At 72.1% G+C, this 16093-nt stretch carries 15 protein-coding genes, 1 tRNA gene and 1 pseudogene; 3 read left to right on the top strand and 14 right to left on the bottom strand.

The annotated features are described in order from the left end of the window. The first annotated feature begins 270 nt into the window (after window positions 1–270). Together galE and galK are read left to right on the top strand one after the other, a co-directional pair. Window positions 271–1254 carry a UDP-glucose 4-epimerase GalE gene (gene galE, locus AB0I76_RS09170; protein WP_357032143.1) on the top strand — a complete coding sequence of 328 codons (984 nt, stop codon included), beginning with the start codon at window positions 271–273 and terminating at the stop codon, window positions 1252–1254. Further along, window positions 1251–2435 carry a galactokinase gene (gene galK / locus AB0I76_RS09165; protein ID WP_357032140.1) on the top strand — a complete coding sequence of 395 codons (1185 nt, stop codon included), beginning with the start codon at window positions 1251–1253 and terminating at the stop codon, window positions 2433–2435. Before galE ends, galK begins: the two co-directional genes overlap by 4 nt. Before the next feature lie 156 nt (window positions 2436–2591). Here the strand turns inward: galK and cysN are convergent, their stop codons facing one another. The 8 genes from cysN to AB0I76_RS09125 all read right to left on the bottom strand — a co-directional run bounded on the left by cysN (window position 2592) and on the right by AB0I76_RS09125 (window position 10344). Beyond that, entirely contained in the window at window positions 2592–3896 is a 1305-nt protein-coding gene (cysN, locus tag AB0I76_RS09160) for a sulfate adenylyltransferase subunit CysN (RefSeq protein WP_357032137.1), read from the bottom strand. After that, the gene (gene cysD, locus AB0I76_RS09155) at window positions 3896–4807 is read right to left on the bottom strand and encodes a sulfate adenylyltransferase subunit CysD (RefSeq protein WP_357032134.1); all 912 of its coding nucleotides are present in this window, start codon (window positions 4805–4807) and stop codon (window positions 3896–3898) included. Before cysD ends, cysN begins: the two co-directional genes overlap by 1 nt. Window positions 4808–4877: 70 nt before the next feature. Beyond that, entirely contained in the window at window positions 4878–5690 is an 813-nt protein-coding gene (locus AB0I76_RS09150) for a 3'(2'),5'-bisphosphate nucleotidase CysQ (RefSeq protein WP_357032131.1), read from the bottom strand. Window positions 5691–5827: 137 nt separating this feature from the next. Further along, window positions 5828–6418 (bottom strand): aminoacyl-tRNA hydrolase, encoded by a 591-nt coding sequence (gene pth / locus AB0I76_RS09145; protein WP_357032127.1) that lies wholly within the window; start codon window positions 6416–6418, stop codon window positions 5828–5830. A 160-nt stretch (window positions 6419–6578) separates the two neighbouring features. Next, window positions 6579–7274: a 50S ribosomal protein L25/general stress protein Ctc gene (locus AB0I76_RS09140; protein ID WP_357032124.1), complete on the bottom strand. Its 696-nt coding sequence runs from the start codon at window positions 7272–7274 to the stop codon at window positions 6579–6581. A gap of 319 nt (window positions 7275–7593) precedes the next feature. Beyond that, entirely contained in the window at window positions 7594–8574 is a 981-nt protein-coding gene (locus AB0I76_RS09135) for a ribose-phosphate diphosphokinase (RefSeq protein ID WP_357032121.1), read from the bottom strand. A 57-nt stretch (window positions 8575–8631) separates the two neighbouring features. Next, window positions 8632–10167, bottom strand: a complete 1536-nt coding sequence (glmU, locus tag AB0I76_RS09130; RefSeq protein ID WP_357032117.1) for a bifunctional UDP-N-acetylglucosamine diphosphorylase/glucosamine-1-phosphate N-acetyltransferase GlmU — start codon at window positions 10165–10167, stop codon at window positions 8632–8634. Between the two features lie 105 nt (window positions 10168–10272). After that, window positions 10273–10344 (bottom strand) — tRNA-Gln (locus AB0I76_RS09125). 180 nt (window positions 10345–10524) lie between these two features. Between AB0I76_RS09125 and AB0I76_RS09120 the strand changes: the two genes are divergently transcribed. Then, window positions 10525–11211, top strand: coding sequence for a TetR/AcrR family transcriptional regulator (locus AB0I76_RS09120; protein ID WP_357032114.1), 687 nt, complete (start codon window positions 10525–10527; stop codon window positions 11209–11211). Between the two features lie 18 nt (window positions 11212–11229). Here AB0I76_RS09120 and AB0I76_RS09115 read toward each other — a convergent pair whose 3' ends face one another. From AB0I76_RS09115 to AB0I76_RS09090, 6 genes and pseudogenes are all read right to left on the bottom strand, one after another. Continuing rightward, window positions 11230–11706 (bottom strand): DUF4383 domain-containing protein, encoded by a 477-nt coding sequence (locus AB0I76_RS09115; RefSeq protein ID WP_357032111.1) that lies wholly within the window; start codon window positions 11704–11706, stop codon window positions 11230–11232. 152 nt (window positions 11707–11858) lie between these two features. Then, on the bottom strand, window positions 11859–12314 hold the full coding sequence (locus AB0I76_RS09110) for a DUF4383 domain-containing protein (protein ID WP_357032108.1): 456 nt from the start codon (window positions 12312–12314) through the stop codon (window positions 11859–11861). A gap of 103 nt (window positions 12315–12417) precedes the next feature. Beyond that, a complete protein-coding gene (locus tag AB0I76_RS09105) occupies window positions 12418–14223 on the bottom strand; it encodes an ABC-F family ATP-binding cassette domain-containing protein (protein ID WP_357032105.1) in 1806 nt (601 codons plus the stop codon). Window positions 14224–14407: 184 nt separating this feature from the next. Continuing rightward, complete coding sequence (locus AB0I76_RS09100; RefSeq protein ID WP_357032101.1) at window positions 14408–15364, bottom strand: 4-(cytidine 5'-diphospho)-2-C-methyl-D-erythritol kinase; 957 nt, start codon at window positions 15362–15364, stop codon at window positions 14408–14410. Then, window positions 15361–15942 carry a Uma2 family endonuclease gene (locus AB0I76_RS09095; RefSeq protein ID WP_357032098.1) on the bottom strand — a complete coding sequence of 194 codons (582 nt, stop codon included), beginning with the start codon at window positions 15940–15942 and terminating at the stop codon, window positions 15361–15363. Before AB0I76_RS09095 ends, AB0I76_RS09100 begins: the two co-directional genes overlap by 4 nt. A 32-nt stretch (window positions 15943–15974) precedes the next feature. Continuing rightward, window positions 15975–16093: pseudogene (locus AB0I76_RS09090) on the bottom strand (16S rRNA (adenine(1518)-N(6)/adenine(1519)-N(6))-dimethyltransferase); the annotation flags it as partial.

The following is a 16093-nucleotide window of genomic DNA, read 5'->3' as shown; positions in this document are numbered from 1 at the left end:
ACGATCCGGGCGACGCCCCGGGCCAGCGGACCCGGCGCAGGGCGCGGCCGCCCCCGCGACCGCCGCCGGAGCCCGGGACCACCCGCTTCCCGCATGGAAAGGATGGTAGACACCGCGCCCCGTTCCCGGCGGGCCATGTTCGGGTCTGTTTAATCGTGAGAGTTTGTGATGGAATGGCGACGGGGTGACGCAGAGCGCCGGCACAGCGGGCGGCCGTAGGGTGATCACCACACGGTCGCGACCGAGGCGACCAGGCAGGAGGAGACCGACGTGAAACTGCTCGTCACCGGCGGCGCCGGCTTCATCGGCAGCGTGGTGACCCGGATGCTGCTCGACGCCGGCCACCAGGTCGTCGTCCTGGACGACCTGTGCACCGGGCACCGGGAGGCGCTCGCCGGAGAGGCGACCCACGTCGAGGCCTCCATCCACGACGCCGCCCGGGTGCTCACCCCGGACGCCGGCTTCGACGGTGTCCTGCACTTCGCCGCCCTGATCGCCGCCGGCGAGTCGATGGTCAAGCCAGAGCTGTACTGGCGGACCAACACCATCGGCTCCCTCGCGCTGATCGACGCGGTCCGCGCCGCCGGGGTGCCGAAGCTGGTCTTCTCCTCCACCGCCGCCGTCTACGGCAACCCGACCGAGCTGCCCATCCCGGAGACCGCCGTCAAGGCCCCCACCAACACCTACGGGGCAACCAAGCTCGCCGTCGACATGGCGCTCACCTCCGAGGCGATCGGGCACGGCCTCGCCGCCGTGTCGCTCCGCTACTTCAACGTGGCCGGCGCGCACCTCGACGGCGACGTGGCGCTCGGCGAGCGGCACGACCCGGAGACCCACCTCATCCCCATCGCGCTGGAGGTCGCCGCCGGCCGGCGGGAGAAGCTCCAGCTCTTCGGCGACGACTACCCCACCGTCGACGGCACCTGCGTCCGCGACTACATCCACGTCGCCGACCTGGCCCGCGCCCACCTGCTCGCCCTGGACGCGGCCACACCCGGGCAGCACCGCATCTACAACCTGGGCAACGGCAACGGCTTCACCAACCGCCAGGTCGCCGACGTGGTCCGCGAGGTCACCGGCCACCCGCTCCCGGTGGAGGTCGCACCCCGCCGCGAGGGCGACCCGGCCGAGCTGGTCGCCTCGTCCCGGCTGGCCCGCGAGGAGCTGGGCTGGGTGCCGCAGAAGCCGACCCTGCACGACATGGTCGGCGACGCCTGGTCCTTCTACCGCAGGTACGTGCTGGAGGGCCGGTGACCGACCACCCCGCCGGTCCGGCGCCGACCGACGTCGCGGACCGCGCCGCCGCCGGCTTCCGCCGGGAGTACGCCGGGGAGCCCGCCGGCCGCTGGGCGGCTCCCGGGCGGGCCAACCTGATCGGCGAGCACACCGACTACAACGACGGCTTCGTGCTGCCCTTCGCGCTGTCCCTGCGGACCGTGGCCGCCGCCGCGCCGCAGCCCGGGCAGACGTGGACGGTCTGGTCGGAGCTGTCCGGCGAGACCGTCACCTTCGGTGCCGACGAGGTCGCCGCGCCCGGCCGGGTGAAGGGCTGGGCCGCGTACGTGGCCGGTGTGGTGTGGGCGCTGCGCGACGCCGGCCACACCGTCGGAGGTGCCCGGCTGGCGATCGCCTCCGACGTGCCGCTCGGCTCCGGGCTCTCCTCCTCGGCCGCGCTGGAGGCCGCCGTGCTGGCCGCCCTGGTCGACCTCGGCGGGCTCGACCTGCCCACCGACCGACAGCCCCGGCTCGCCCAGCGCGCCGAGAACGTCTACGTGGGCGCGCCGACCGGGATCATGGACCAGTCGGCGGTGATCCGGTGCCGGGAGGGGCACGCCCTCTTCCTCGACTGCCGGGACGAGTCGGTCGAGCAGATCCCCTTCGATCTCGCCGCCGCCGGCCTGGCCGTGCTGGTCGTGGACAGCCGGGCACCGCACCGGCACGCCGACGGCGAGTACGCGGCCCGCCGCCGCTCCTGCGAGCGGGCCGCCGCACAGCTCGGGGTGTCGGCCCTGCGGGACGTGCAGGTGGCGGACCTCGACGACGCCCTGGCTCGGCTCGACGACCCGGAGACCCGCCGTCGGGTCCGGCACGTGGTCACCGAGGACCAGCGGGTGCTCGACACCGTGGCGCTGCTGCGCGCCGGCCGGGTCCGCGAGATCGGCCCCCTGCTGACCGCCTCGCACGCCTCCATGCGGGACGACTTCGAGATCACCGTCCCGGAGATCGACACCGCGGTCGACGCGGCGCTCGCGGCCGGCGCGCTCGGCGCCCGGATGACCGGGGGCGGCTTCGGCGGCTGCGTGCTCGCCCTGGTCGACGCCGACCGCGCGGGCGCCGTCGCCGACGCGGTCACCGCCGCGTACGCCGAGCGCGGCTTCGCCACCCCCGGCCACGTCACGGTCCTCCCGTCCCCCGGCGCCACCCGCCTACCGTGAAAGGAAGGGCCGCCGCTCAACGCCTGCGGTAGCGGAAGGGCCCCTTCTTAACGGACCGGCACGCCCGACGGGAGTCGTCGACGCTCACACGGAAGGAGTGGCTGTCCGGACGCGGACAGCCACTCCTTCGGTGTGACGGGGTCGAGCGACCGCCGGTCAGCCGGCCTCGACGATCATGCCCGCGCCGACCGTGCGGTTGGTGGCCTCGTCGATGATGACGAAGCCGCCCGTCGTACGGTTGCGCCGGTACTCGTCGGCGAGCAGCGGCACGGTCGTCCGCAGCCGCACCCGGCCGATCTCGTTGAGCCGCAGCTCGGCGGCCGCCTCGTCGCGGTGCAGCGAGTTGACGTCCAGCCGGTAGTGCAGCCCGCGCACGATCGCCCGCGCCGACCGGGTGGTGTGCTTGATGGCGTACCGGCCGCCGACCTGCAACGGTCGCGTCTCGTCCATCCAGCAGACCATCGCCTCGATGTCCTGCGCGACGGTGGGCGCGTTGTTCGGCCGGCAGATCAGGTCGCCCCGCGAGATGTCGATCTCGTCTTCCAGGCGTACGGTCACCGACATCGGCGGGAACGCCTCCGGGACCGGACCGTCGGCGGTCTCCACCGCGGCGATCCGGCTGGTGAAGCCGGACGGCAGCACCATCACCTCGTCGCCCGGCTTCAGCACGCCGGAGGCGACCTGACCGGCGTAGCCCCGGTAGTCGGTGACGGTCGTCGACTGCGGCCGGATCACGTACTGCACCGGGAACCGCACGTCGACCAGGTTCCGGTCGCTGGCGATGTGCACCCGCTCCAGGTGGTGCAGCAGCGACGGACCGTCGTACCAGGGCATGTTCTCCGACCGGGAGACGATGTTGTCCCCGCGCAGCGCGGAGATCGGCACCACCGTCAGGTCCGGCGCGTCGAGCTTCGCGGCGAACGCGGTGAACTCGTCCGCGATCTGCTCGAACACCTCCTGCGACCAGTCCACCAGGTCCATCTTGTTGACGCAGAGGACCAGGTGCGGCACCCGCAGCAGCGAGCAGAGGAACGCGTGCCGGCGGGACTGCTCGACCAGGCCCTTGCGGGCGTCGACCAGGATCAGCGCCAGGTCAGCCGTGGAAGCCCCGGTGACCATGTTCCGCGTGTACTGGGTGTGCCCCGGCGTGTCGGCGATGATGAACTTCCGCCTCGGCGTGGCGAAGTAGCGGTACGCCACGTCGATCGTGATGCCCTGCTCCCGCTCGGCCCGCAGGCCGTCGGTCAGCAGCGCCAGGTTCGTGTACTCGTCACCCCGGGCCGCGCTGACCGCCTCCACGGCGGCGAGCTGGTCGGTGAAGAGCGACTTCGTGTCGTACAGCAGCCGGCCGATCAGGGTCGACTTGCCGTCGTCGACGCTGCCGGCGGTGGCGAAGCGCAGCAGGTCCATCGGTCGGGCCTCCGGCCCGACGCCGGCCGGGGCCACGGTCTCGGTGCTCATCAGAAGTAGCCCTCCCGCTTGCGGTCCTCCATGGCGGCCTCGCTGACCCGGTCGTCACCACGGGTCGCGCCCCGCTCGGTGATCCGGGTGGCGGCGACCTCCTCGATGACCTTCTCGACCGTGTCGGCGTCGGAGCGGACGGCCGCCGTGCAGGACGCGTCGCCCACCGTCCGGTAGCGCACCTGCGCCTTGAACCGCTCCTCCCCCGCCCGGGGGTGGAAGAACTCGTTGACCGCGTACAGCATCCCGTCGCGCTCGACCACCTCGCGCTGGTGCGCGTAGTAGATCGACGGCAGCGGGATCCGCTCCCGGGCGATGTAGTGCCAGATGTCCAGCTCGGTCCAGTTGGACAGCGGGAACACGCGGATCGACTCGCCCGGGTGGTGCCGCCCGTTGTAGAGCGACCACAGCTCCGGCCGCTGGTTCTTCGGGTCCCACTGGCCGAACTCGTCGCGGAAGCTGAACACCCGCTCCTTGGCGCGGGCCTTCTCCTCGTCGCGCCGGGCGCCGCCGAAGAGCGCGTCGAAGCGGTGCTTCTCCACCGCGTCGAGCAGCACCGGCGTCTGGATCCGGTTGCGCATCCCGTCGGCCGACTCCCGGACCAGCCCGCGGGACAGCGCCTCCGGCACGCTCGCCACGACCAGCTGCAGGCCCAGCTCGGCGACCCGCTGGTCCCGGTACTCCAGGACCTCCGGGAAGTTGTGGCCGGTGTCCACGTGCATGACCGGGAAGGGGATGTTCGCGGGGGCGAACGCCTTCTGCGCCAGCCGCAGCATGACAATCGAGTCCTTGCCGCCGGAGAAGAGCAGCACCGGCCGCTCCATCTCGGCGACAACCTCGCGCATCACGAAGACGCTCTCGGCCTCCAACGCGTCGAGATGCGACACCTGGTAGGCGGCGGGCGAGGTCATGACACCGGCTCGATTCGCAGGCTCATTTCCAGACCTTTCCGGTCGGGCATGTGAAGAAACAGCGGTCAGACTACTGGGAATGCTCGTGCAGCGCCGCAAGCAACCGACTGGCGAGATCCTTCCGGCAGACCAGGAGGTCCGGCAGGCGCGGATCCGCCTCGTTGTATCTCAGCGCAGAACCGTCGATCCGGGAAGCGTGCAGTCCGGTGGCCGTCGCCACAGCGACCGGAGCCGCCGAGTCCCACTCGTACTGGCCGCCGGCGTGGATGTAGGCGTCCACCTCACCGGTGATCACCGCCGCGATCTTCGCGCCGGCCGACCCCATCGGCACCAGGTGCGCCCCGACGTCCTCCGCCAGGTCGGTCAGGAACACCGGCGGCCGGCTCCGGCTCGCCGCCAGGCGGATGGTCCGCCCACCGCCCGCGGTCGCCGCCTCCAGCGTCATCGGAGGGTACGCGGGCGGGTAGTCCGTCCCCAGCACCCGGTGCTGCGCCGGCAGGCCCACCGCGCCCGCGACCAGCCCATGCGGGGTGGGCGAGTTCCGCGCCCACAGCGCCACGTGCACCGCCCAGTCCGAGCGGCCCTCCTCCGAGAACTCCCGCGTGCCGTCCAGCGGGTCGACGATCCACACCCGGTCGGCACCCAGCCGGGACACCGACCCCGCCGACCGCGCGCCCTCGTCCTCCTCGGAGAGGACCGCGTCGCCCGGGCGCCAGTTCGCCAGCTCGGTACGGATCAGGTCGTGCGAGACCTTGTCACCCGCCGACTTCAGCGCCGCCGCGTCGGCGAAACCCAGCTCGGCCCGCAGTCCGAGCAGCGCCTGACCGGCGCGGGCCGCCAGCCAGCGGGCGAACGCACCGTCGATCATCGGAGGACTGCCCATGCCCCTGCTCCCGTCGCCGCACCACGGTCCACCTCGTCGGGCCCGCACCGGCAGCCCGATGCCGCCGGCCGCGCCACGCGCCCCGAAGGGCGCAGACTACCGGCTGGCGGATCCACGGCGGACACGCCCCGCCCCGCTCAGGCGCCGTGGTACAGGTTCTGCGTCGGCTCCACGCCCTTGACGACCACCGACTCCACCACATCGGCGGCCCGGTCCACCAGGAAGTCGAGCTCCTTGCGTTCCGCCGCGCCGAAATCCGACAGTACGTAGTCCGCCGGATCCTGCCGGCCGGGCGGCCGACCGATCCCGAACCGGACCCGGACGTACTCCTTGGTGCCCAGCGACTTCGTCATCGACCGCAGGCCGTTGTGGCCGCCCTCGCCGCCGCCGCACTTCACCCGAACCTGCCCGTACGCGATGTCCAGCTCGTCGTGCACGGCGATCACCCGGCCCGGCTCCACCTTGTAGAACTGCGCCAGGCTGGCCACCGGCCCGCCCGAGAGGTTCATGTAGGTCAACGGCTTCGCCAGCACCAGCCTCGGGCCGCCGAAGCCGAGCCGGCCCTCGGCCACCTCCGCCACCGCACGCCTGTGCCGGCCGAACTTCGCACCGACCCGACCGGCCAGCAGCTCCGCCACCATGAAACCGACGTTGTGCCGGTTGCCGGCGTACTCCCGGCCCGGGTTGCCCAGGCCGACCACCAGCCACGGCCCCGTCTCGTCCGTCACCGCCCGTCCCTTCCCGCTCTCGCCCGGCGGACCCCGCCGCCCTCCCTGGTCGCCACCGCACGCGCGCCGGGGCCGGCACCACCGGCCCGGCCCCCGCTCCGATACGCCGACAGGCGCCCCCGGAAGCCGGGGACGCCTGTCGACAACGCAGCGGGACCGATCAGGCCTCGGTCTTCGCCTCGGTGGTCTCCTCGCCCTCGGCGGCCGGAGCCTCGGCGCCCTCGGACGACTCGGTCTCCTCGCCGACGCCGGCCTCGGCCTCCTCGGCGGCCTCCTCGACCTCGGGGAGGGTGGCCTCGAGCTGCTCGGCGGTCGGCGCGGCGGTCACCGAGGCGACCGTCTGGCTCGCGTCGGCGGCCAGCTCCACACCGGCCGGCAGCTCCACGTCGCCGGCGGTGACCTGGGTGCCGGCCTCCAGGCCCTCGATCGAGGCCTCCAGGTGGTCCGGAACCTTGGTGGCGTCGGCGGTCACCGACAGGGTGTCGTGGTCGTGCACGATCAGGGTGTCCCGCGCGGCCTCACCGGTCAGCTGGACCGGGACCTCGACGGTGACCTTCTCGCCCCGGCGGACCAGCAGCAGGTCCACGTGCTCGAAGGTGTCCTTGATCGGGTCACGCTGGATCGCCTTCGGCAGCGCCAGCACCTGGGTGCCGTCGCTGACCTCGATCGCGAAGAGCTGGTTCGCGCCGCCCTTACGGATCGCGGCCGCGAACTCACGGGCCGGGAGCGCGATGTGCTTGGGCTTCTCGCCGTGGCCGTACAGCACGGCGGGCACCTTGCCGGCCCGGCGGGTACGACGGGCACCACCCTTGCCGAACTCGGTACGGGGCTCGGCGCTGATCTTTACCTCGGACACGGGGAAACTCCTGATGCTTCGCTGCGGCGGCTTGTCGTCTTGCGGTGCTGGGCGAGGGGCTCGCAGGGGCTCATGCGTCATGAACGACTGCCCGGAGCACCGCGTCGATGACGGCGCCTCCGTGCGGTGCTTTTCAGCGGCCCGCCGGGCACCCTCGCCGTGGCAACCGCACCAGTCTACCCGAGCCGATTCCCGGGTCTCCGGCAGTCCCCACTATCACCGCCCGGCCTCGCACGCAGGGCGAAAACGGCGATCCCCGGATCACCGGGATCGGTACGGCCGGAGCGCCCCGCGCGCCCCGGCCGCAGCCGTCACCTCGTCAGCTCAGACCGCCGAACAGGGTCGTCACCGAACCGTCGTCGAAGACCTCGCGGATGGCCCGGGCCAGCAGCGGCGCGATCGACAGCACGGTCAGCTTGTCCAACTGCTTCTCCGGCGGCAGCGGGAGCGTGTTGGTCACCACGACCTCGCTGATCGGGCTGTTCTTCAGCCGCTCGGTCGCCGGGTCGGAGAGCAGCGCGTGGGTGGAGGCCACGATGATCTCCGCCGCGCCGGACTCCTTCAGGATGTCGGCGGCCTTCGTGATCGTGCCACCGGTGTCGATCATGTCGTCGACGATCAGGCAGATCCGGCCCTCCACCTCACCGACCACGCGGTTCGCCACCACCTGGTTCGGCTTGAGCGGGTCGCGGGTCTTGTGGATGAACGCCAGCGGGCAGCCGCCCAGGCGGTCCGTCCACCGCTCGGCCACCCGCACCCGGCCGGAGTCCGGCGCGACCACGGTCATCGGCCGGCCGGCGAACTTGTGCTCCACGTACTCGGCCAGGATGTCCATCGCGAACAGGTGGTCCACCGGCCCGTCGAAGAAACCCTGGATCTGCGCGGTGTGCAGGTCCACGGTGAGGATCCGGTTCGCACCGGCCGTCTTCAACAGGTCCGCGATCAGCCGCGCCGAGATCGGCTCCCGGCCGCGGTGCTTCTTGTCCTGCCGGGCGTACGGGTAGAACGGCAGGACGACCGTGATCCGCTTCGCCGAACCCCGCTTCAGCGCGTCGATCATGATCAGGGTCTCCATGACCCACGTGTTGACGCCGTGCGTGACCGACTGCACCACGAACGCGTCCGAACCACGGACCGAGTCCTTGAACCGTACGAAGATCTCGCCGTTGGCGAACTCGTACGCGTCGGCCGGCGTCGGCGCTACGCCGAGCACCTCGCCGATCTCCTTGGCCAGGTCCGGAAAACCACGTCCGGAGAAGAGCATCAGGCTCTTGCGGTTTTCGGCGACGATGCTGCCCATGGGCCCGTCTGCTCCCGTTGGTCGGTGGTACCCGGCTTGGTGGTGGCGGGCCGGGGACTAGTCGGTTGCAGTATCTCCCGCGCCGGACGCCGGGCCCACCGCCTCCGTGTCCCCGTGGATTGCCTCACCTTCACTTGCCGTCAACCCCGGGTTCGACGCACCCTCGCCGCCCCGCCGGGCCCGCTCGGCGGCCTCGGCGGCGGCGGTGCCGGCCCGCCGCTTGACCACCCAGCCCTCGATGTTGCGCTGCCGGGCCCGGGCCACGCCCATCGCGCCCGGCGGCACGTTCTCGATGATCACCGAACCGGCCGCCGTGTACGCTCCGTCACCCACCTCCACCGGGGCGACGAACATGTTGTCCGCCCCGGTACGGGCGTGGCTGCCGATCACCGTGCGGTGCTTGTTGACGCCGTCGTAGTTCACGAACACCGACGCCGCGCCGATGTTGCTCTGCTCGCCGATCGTCGCGTCACCGACGTACGTCAGGTGCGGCACCTTCGAGCCGGCGCCGATCTCCGAGTTCTTCACCTCGACGAACGTGCCGACCTTGGCCTTCTCGGCCAGCCGGGCCGCCGGCCGCAGGTACGCGTAGGGGCCCACGCTGGCGTTCGGGCCCACCTCGGCGCCGACCGCGTGGCTACGGATCACGGTCGCGCCCGCGCCGACCACCGTGTCGACGAGCGTCACGTCCGGCCCGACCAGCGCGCCGGTGCCGATGACCGTGCCGCCCCGCAGCTGGGTGTTCTGGTCGACCACCGCGTCCCGGTCCAGTGCCACGGTCACGTCGATCCAGGTCGTCTCCGGGTCGAGCAGGCTCACCCCGGTGCGCATCCACGCCTCGTTGACCCGGTCGCGCATCAGCCGGCGCAGCGCGGCCAGCTCCACCCGGTCGTTGCAGCCCAGCGTCTCGGAGTGGTCGGCCGCCACGTGCACGCCCACCGGCTCACCGGCCGAGACGAGCAGGCCGAACACGTCGGTCAGGTACTCCTCGCCCTGGTCGTTGTCGGTGGAGAGCTTGCCCAGCGCGTCCCGCAGCCGGATCGCGTCGAAGGCGTAGATCCCGGCGTTGATCTCCCGGATCGCCCGCTGCGCCTCGGTGGCGTCGCGCTGCTCGACGATCTGCTCCAGCCGACCGTCGGCGTCGCGCACGATCCGGCCCAGACCGGCCGGGTCGGGCACCTCGGCCGCCAGCACGGTCGCCGCCGAGCCGGCACCCTCGTGCGCCTCCACCAGCGCGGTCACCGTCTCCGGGCGGAGCAGCGGCACGTCGCCGTTGAGCACCACGACGGTGCCGGTCACGTCCGGCACGGCGTCCAGCGCGATGCGGACCGCGTGACCGGTGCCGAGCTGCTCGGCCTGGAGCACGGGCGTGGCGGCGGGCGCGATCTCGGCCAGGTGGCCCCGCACCTGGTCGGCGCCGTGGCCGACCACGACCACGGTGCGGTCCGCGGCCAGCGGCGCGGCGGCGGTCAGCACGTGACCGACGAGCGTACGACCGAGCAGCGGGTGCAGCACCTTGGGCAGGGCCGACTTCATGCGCTTGCCCTCACCGGCGGCGAGCACGACAACGGTGCGGAGGTGGGGCTGGGACACGACGTGGCTCCAGTCGGGACGGCGACAGTCTCGCCGTCATGCTAACCACGCCACTGGGCAACCCTGCCCATTACCCCAGGGAACGAATCGGACTTCTGGGGACAGCTCGGCCGCCAGGGTTCGAACCTGAAATACGGGTACCAAAGACCCGGGTGTTGCCAATTACACCACGGCCGAAGGATCGTCAACAGCTTAGCGCCTACCCCGAGAGGAGACGAAGTTCGTTTCCACGCCGCCTGTCGAAACGGACGCCGCGCGGTAAAGCGAACGCTTGTCGGCGAGGTTACCTGGCAGTATGGCCGGGTGACCGGCAAGATCCCACGACCGGGCGTCGTCGAGCGCCCACGAGGTGACGACATGGCGGATGGTTCCGGCGACGAGAGCACCCCGCGCCGGCGCCGTGCCGGCCCGCCACCGGCCAAGACACCGCCCCGCGTACGCATGTCCGCGACGCAGCGCCGCGAGCAGTTGATCTCGATCGCCCGGCAGATCTTCGCCGAACGCGGCTTCGACGCCACGTCGATCGAGGAGGTGGCGGCACGCGCGAAGGTGTCCAAGCCGGTGGTGTACGAGCACTTCGGCGGCAAGGAGGGCCTGTACGCGGTGGTGGTGGACCGGGAGGTGCGCAGCCTGCTGGACCGGATCAGCACCGCGCTGACCGCCGGGCATCCCCGTGAGCTGCTGGAGCAGGCCGCGCTGACCCTCCTGACGTACATTGAGGAGGAGACCAGCGGTTTCCGGGTGCTGGTGCGGGAGTCGCCGCTGCTGTCGGCGACGGGCAACTTCAGCAGTGTGATGAACGACGTGGCGCACCAGGTCGAGCACATCCTGGGTGCCGAGTTCTCCAGCCGGGGGTACGACCCGAAGCTGGCGGAGTTGTACTCGCAGGCGCTGGTGGGGATGGTGGCGTTGACCGGCCGGTGGTGGCTGGAGGTCCGCAAGCCGCGCAAGGAGACCGTCGCCGCGCACCTGGTCAACCTGGCGTGGAACGGGCTGTCGCACCTGGAGGCGAAGCCGGGCCTGATCACGGTGCGGGGGCGCTGACGCGCCGGGCGGTGCCCCTCAGCGGGCCTGGGCCTCCCTGACCGGGTGGTTGCGGTTGCGCCGTTCGGCCTCGGCGTGTTCCTCGGGCCCGACCTTGTCGTACAGGCCGGTGCCGAGCAGGACCAGCCCGAAGATCATCGACACGATGACGGTCGACATCGAGAAGTTGAGGAAGTTGGCCGACGTCTGGAGCACGGACATCATCAGGATGCTGGTGGCCAGGAAGACGATGCCGGCGGTCAGGTTCATGTAGTGGCCGAGGTTGCCCCGGCGGGACGCCCCGATCATGAGGACGATCCCGAAGGCCACGGAGGCCAGCGAGAACGCGAGGTTGGTGCGGAGTCCGAGCGCCCAGTTGTCGCCCCGGTCGAAGAGCGGGTCGCCGACCGTCAGAGCGACGCCCCACACGCCGAAGACCAGGATGTAGAGGCCGATGAGTCCGGCGAGGACCCGGTAGATCGGCCGCGCCGGGTGGTTGACCGGAAAGTGCGCCATGACGCCTCCGCCCCAGTGATGACAATTGAGAGGATTGTCCCTCGGAAGCGGTGCCGGTGTCGGCCGAATCGCCGGAGCCCGACCCGCGCGGTGGTCAGCGGACCACCCGGCGCGCGGGTCGGGCTCGGCGAAGGAACGGGGACCGGGAAGGCTCAGAGCACGAGGCGGGCCTTCTGCCAGGCCTCCTTCTCGTCCTCCGTGCCGACCTTGCCGTACATGCCGACCATCAGCAGGACCAGGCCGATCACCATCAGCACGATCACGGTGACGACGCTGAAGTTGAAGATGTTCGCCTCGGTGCGGATGAAGGCCAGGCCGGCCAGGCTGACCGCCATGATGGCGTACGCCAGCCACTGGTTGATCAGCACGTCGAGGTTGCGACCGATCGCGGTGCCGGCGAGGACCACGCCGCCGAGCAGGATGCTGAGCAGCGAGAAGCCGAGGTTCGTCCCCTGACCGAGGACCTGGGTGTCGTCCTGGGCGAGGAGGTCGTTCCCGGCGCTCGCGATGACGCCGAGCCCGCCGAAGGCCACCAGGTACAGACCGGTCAGCCCGCCGATCGCCCGGTAGATCGGCCGCGCGGGGTGGTTCACGGGGGTGTGGGCCATGTCTGAGTCTCCAACGCCGTTCGGTTGAGGGGTCGGGCACGATTGTCCCGCATGTCGAGGTGTGACGCCGCACACGGGCCCCCGGCCCGGCGCCACCGCCGGATCAGACCGGCGGAATCTCGTCGGCGAGCGCCAGCCAGGTCTCCTCGGTGCGTTCCCGCTCGGCGCGTACCTCCTTGAGCTGCGCGTCGAGGTCGGCCACCTTCGCGTAGTCGGTGGCGTTCGCGGCCAGCTGGTCCAGCAGCGCGGTCTCCTTCTGCTCCAGCTTTCCGATCTGCCGTTCCAGCCTGGTCAGCTCCTTGCGGGCCTGGCGGGCCTCGGCGGCGGACATGCCGGTGGCGGCCGGCGCGTCCGCCGTCCCGGCCGGAGCCACCGTGGTGGCTGCCGGGCCGGGCCGGCCGGCGGCGCGGGCCAGGTACTCGTCGACGCCGCCGGGCAGGTGCACCAGCCGGCCGTCGCCGAACATCCCGAACACCGACTCGGTGACCCGCTCGATCAGGTAGCGGTCGTGGCTGGCCACGATGATCGTGCCGGGCCACGAGTCGAGCAGGTCCTCCAGCGAGGCGAGGGTGTCGGTGTCCAGGTCGTTGGTCGGCTCGTCGAAGAGGAGCACGTTCGGCTCGGTGGCGAGCAGCCGGAGCATCTGGAGCCGTCGCCGCTCACCGCCGGACAGGTCGCTGACCGGGGTCCAGAGCCGCCGGTCGTCGAAGCCGAAGACCTCGGCGAGCTGGGCGGCCGAGATCTCCCGGTCGCCGAGCTGCACCCGCCGGGCGACCTCCTCGACGGCTTCGAGGACCCGCAGGTGGCCGGGAAGTTCGCCCAGCTCCTGGGAGAGGAACGCGGGACGGACCGTGGAGCCGACGGCGAACCGGCCGCCGTCCGGGCGGGTGACACCCGCGAGCATCCGCAGCAGGGTGGTCTTGCCGGCCCCGTTGGCGCCGAGGATGGCGATCCGGTCGCCCGGCCCGACCTGCCAGGTGGTGTCGTCGAGGATGGTCTTCGGGCCGGCGTGCAGGCGGACGTGCTCCAGGTCGTACACCTGCTTGCCGAGCCGGGCGGTGGCGAGCCGTTGCAGCGACATGGTGTCGCGCGGCGGCGGCACGTCGGCGATGAGGGCGTTGGCGGCGTCGATGCGGAAGCGCGGCTTGGAGGTCCGGGCCGGCGGGCCGCGCCGCAGCCAGGCGATCTCCTTGCGGAGCAGGTTCTGACGGCGGGCCTCGGTGGCCGCGGCGACGCGTTCCCGCTCGACACGCGCCAGGGTCCACGCCGCGAAGCCGCCCTCGTACGCCCGGACGGCCTGGTCGCCAACCTCCCAGGTGGTGGTGCAGACCGCGTCGAGGAACCACCGGTCGTGGGTGACCACGACAAGGGCGCCCTTGCGTGACAGGAGGTGCTTCGCGAGCCAGTCCACACCGCCGACGTCGAGGTGGTTGGTGGGCTCGTCGAGGATCAGCAGGTCGGACTCGCGGACGAGCAGCGCGGCGAGGGCGACCCGGCGGCGCTCGCCGCCGGACATCGGGCCGATCGGCTGGTCGAGGCCGAGGTGGGGCATACCGAGGCCGTCGAGGATCGCGCGGACCCCCGCGTCGCCGGCCCACTCGTGCTCGGCGCCCATGCTCTCGGCGAGCCACTCGGTGCCGAGGACCACGTCCCGGACGGTGGCGTCCGGGGACAGGTGCAGGGTCTGCGGCAACCAGGCGACGCGCAGGTCACGGCGGTGGGTGACCCGACCGTCGTCCGGCTCCTCGCTGCGGGTCAGCAACCGCAGCAGGGTGGACTTCCCGGCGCCGTTGAGGCCGACCACGCCGATGCGGTCGGCGTCGTCGAGCCCGAGCGAGACGTCGGTGAGCAGCGGCCCGGCGGCGCCGTAGCCCTTGGACACCCGGTCCAGGTTGACGATGTTGGCCACTGCACCCCTCCCATGATCAAGGCGTCCCGGTGCCGGCGGGCACCTGGGGACGCCTGGCCTTCCAGCGTACGCGCGCCGCGCGGACGCCGACCGACGACCTCGGTGATCATGAAGTTGCTGCGGCGACACGCCGACGGGCCAGGCAACAACGTCATGATCGACGGCCCGGGGCGGGTGGAGGGGGTCAGACGATGCGGGCGCCGGCTACCGGGCCGTGGGCGACGCGGGCCTCCCGGCACACCCCGGCCGCGTCCAGTTCCGCGGCGACCCGATCCGCGTCGGCCTCGTTCGCGACGAGGAAGACGCAGGTGGGCCCCGAGCCGGAGACGAGGCCGGCCAGGGCACCGGCCGACTCCCCCGCCTTGAGGGTCGCCGCCAGGGACGGGCGCATGGCGAGCGCCGCGTCCTGGAGGTCGTTGCCGAGGGTGGCGGCGAGCACCCGGGGGTCCCGCTGGCGCAACGCGGCGAAGAGCGCGTCGGTGCTGCCCAGCGGCTCACCGGCGGCGCCGGTCTCGCGGAGCCGGTCGAGTTCCGCGTACGCCGCCGGGGTGGAGAGCCCGCCGTCGGCGATGGCGACCACCCAGTGCCAGGAGGTGGGCCGGGCCAGGACCGGACTGACCGCCTCCCCCCGGCCGGTGCCCAGGGCGGTGCCGCCGTGGATGAGGAACGGCACGTCCGAGCCGAGGTCGGCAGCGATGCCCGCCAGCTCGTCCCGGGACAGGCCGGTGCCCCACAGCGCGTCGCAGGCGACCAGAGCGGCGGCGGCGTCGGCGCTGCCCCCGGCCAGCCCGCCGGCGAGCGGGATCTGCTTGCGCAGGTGCAGGCGGGCGTGCGGGAGGACACCCGCGTACCCGGCGAGGGCGTGGGCGGCCCGGATCACCAGATTGGACTCGTCCAGGGCCAGCTCGCCGGTGCCCTCGCCCTCCATCGTCAGGGTGAGGGTGTCGCCGCGCCGCGCGGTCAGCTCGTCGTGGATCGAGATCGCGTGGTAGACGGTGTTCAGCTCGTGATACCCGTCGCGGCGCAGCGGACCCACCCCGAGGTGCAGGTTGACCTTGGCGGGCACCCGGACCTTCACCGGCCCGCTGGCCCCACGCGGCCGCTGGTCGTCCTCGTCGTCCGGTCGCCAGGCCTCGGTCACGGAGTGATGTCCCGGACCGGCAGCCGGATGTCGAACGGCTTCTCCACGATCAGCTCCTCGGAGGAGTCGGCGACGAGCTCGTAGCGGCCGTCGACCAGGTCGTACGCGTACACGTGCAGGGGGTTCTGCTCGATCCGCCAGTAGTGCGGGATCCCAGCGTCGGCGTAGTCGGCGGGCTTCTCCAGCCGGTCCCGGCGCCGGGTGCCGGGTGAGACGACCTCGACGGCGAGCACCACCTGCTCCGCGTCGACGTAGTGGTTCTCGGCGACGACCGGCCGCTTGAGCAGCAGCACGTCGGGCTCGAGGGTGTTGCGATGGCTGAGCGACACACCGACCGCGGTGACCGGCTCGTAGTCGAAGGGCGCGTTCCGGAACAGCCACATCCACAGCCGGTTGCCGATGTTCTGATGACCGATGGTGTGGGAAGGGACCACGACCAGGACTCCGTCACGCAGTTCGACGCGGGGGGCGTCGTCGGGTAGGGCCAACACGTCCTCGATGGTGTAGTTGGCCAGCCGCTGACGAATCGGGTCCGGCCCCCACGGACGGTCGGCGGGTTCGATCGGCTGCGCGGTCACTCGTACACCTCCTCGGCGGGCACGGCGCCAGCCTAACCGGCGGTGGGTGCGGGGGCCGGAGCCGACGCGGCGATGGCGGCGAACTGCTCGACGGTGAGGGACTCGCCGCGGGCGCCGGGGTCGACACCGGCGGCGGTGAGGGCGGCGGCGG

Origin of the sequence: Micromonospora sp. NPDC049799 (genome assembly GCF_040656655.1) — a bacterium.
Classification (GTDB): Bacteria; Actinomycetota; Actinomycetes; order Mycobacteriales; family Micromonosporaceae; genus Micromonospora.
Note: the sequence above shows the minus strand (reverse complement) of the source record. Positions and strands in the feature narration are given on the sequence as shown.

Coding starts and splice junctions, on each gene's coding strand:
- cysN (WP_357032137.1), bottom strand. CDS start 3,896: ATGAGCACCGAGACCGTGGCCCCGGCCGGCGTCGGGCCGGAGGCCCGA.
- cysD (WP_357032134.1), bottom strand. CDS start 4,807: ATGACCTCGCCCGCCGCCTACCAGGTGTCGCATCTCGACGCGTTGGAG.
- AB0I76_RS09150 (WP_357032131.1), bottom strand. CDS start 5,690: ATGGGCAGTCCTCCGATGATCGACGGTGCGTTCGCCCGCTGGCTGGCG.
- AB0I76_RS09135 (WP_357032121.1), bottom strand. CDS start 8,574: ATGGGCAGCATCGTCGCCGAAAACCGCAAGAGCCTGATGCTCTTCTCC.
- AB0I76_RS09120 (WP_357032114.1), top strand. CDS start 10,525: ATGGCGGATGGTTCCGGCGACGAGAGCACCCCGCGCCGGCGCCGTGCC.
- AB0I76_RS09115 (WP_357032111.1), bottom strand. CDS start 11,706: ATGGCGCACTTTCCGGTCAACCACCCGGCGCGGCCGATCTACCGGGTC.
- AB0I76_RS09110 (WP_357032108.1), bottom strand. CDS start 12,314: ATGGCCCACACCCCCGTGAACCACCCCGCGCGGCCGATCTACCGGGCG.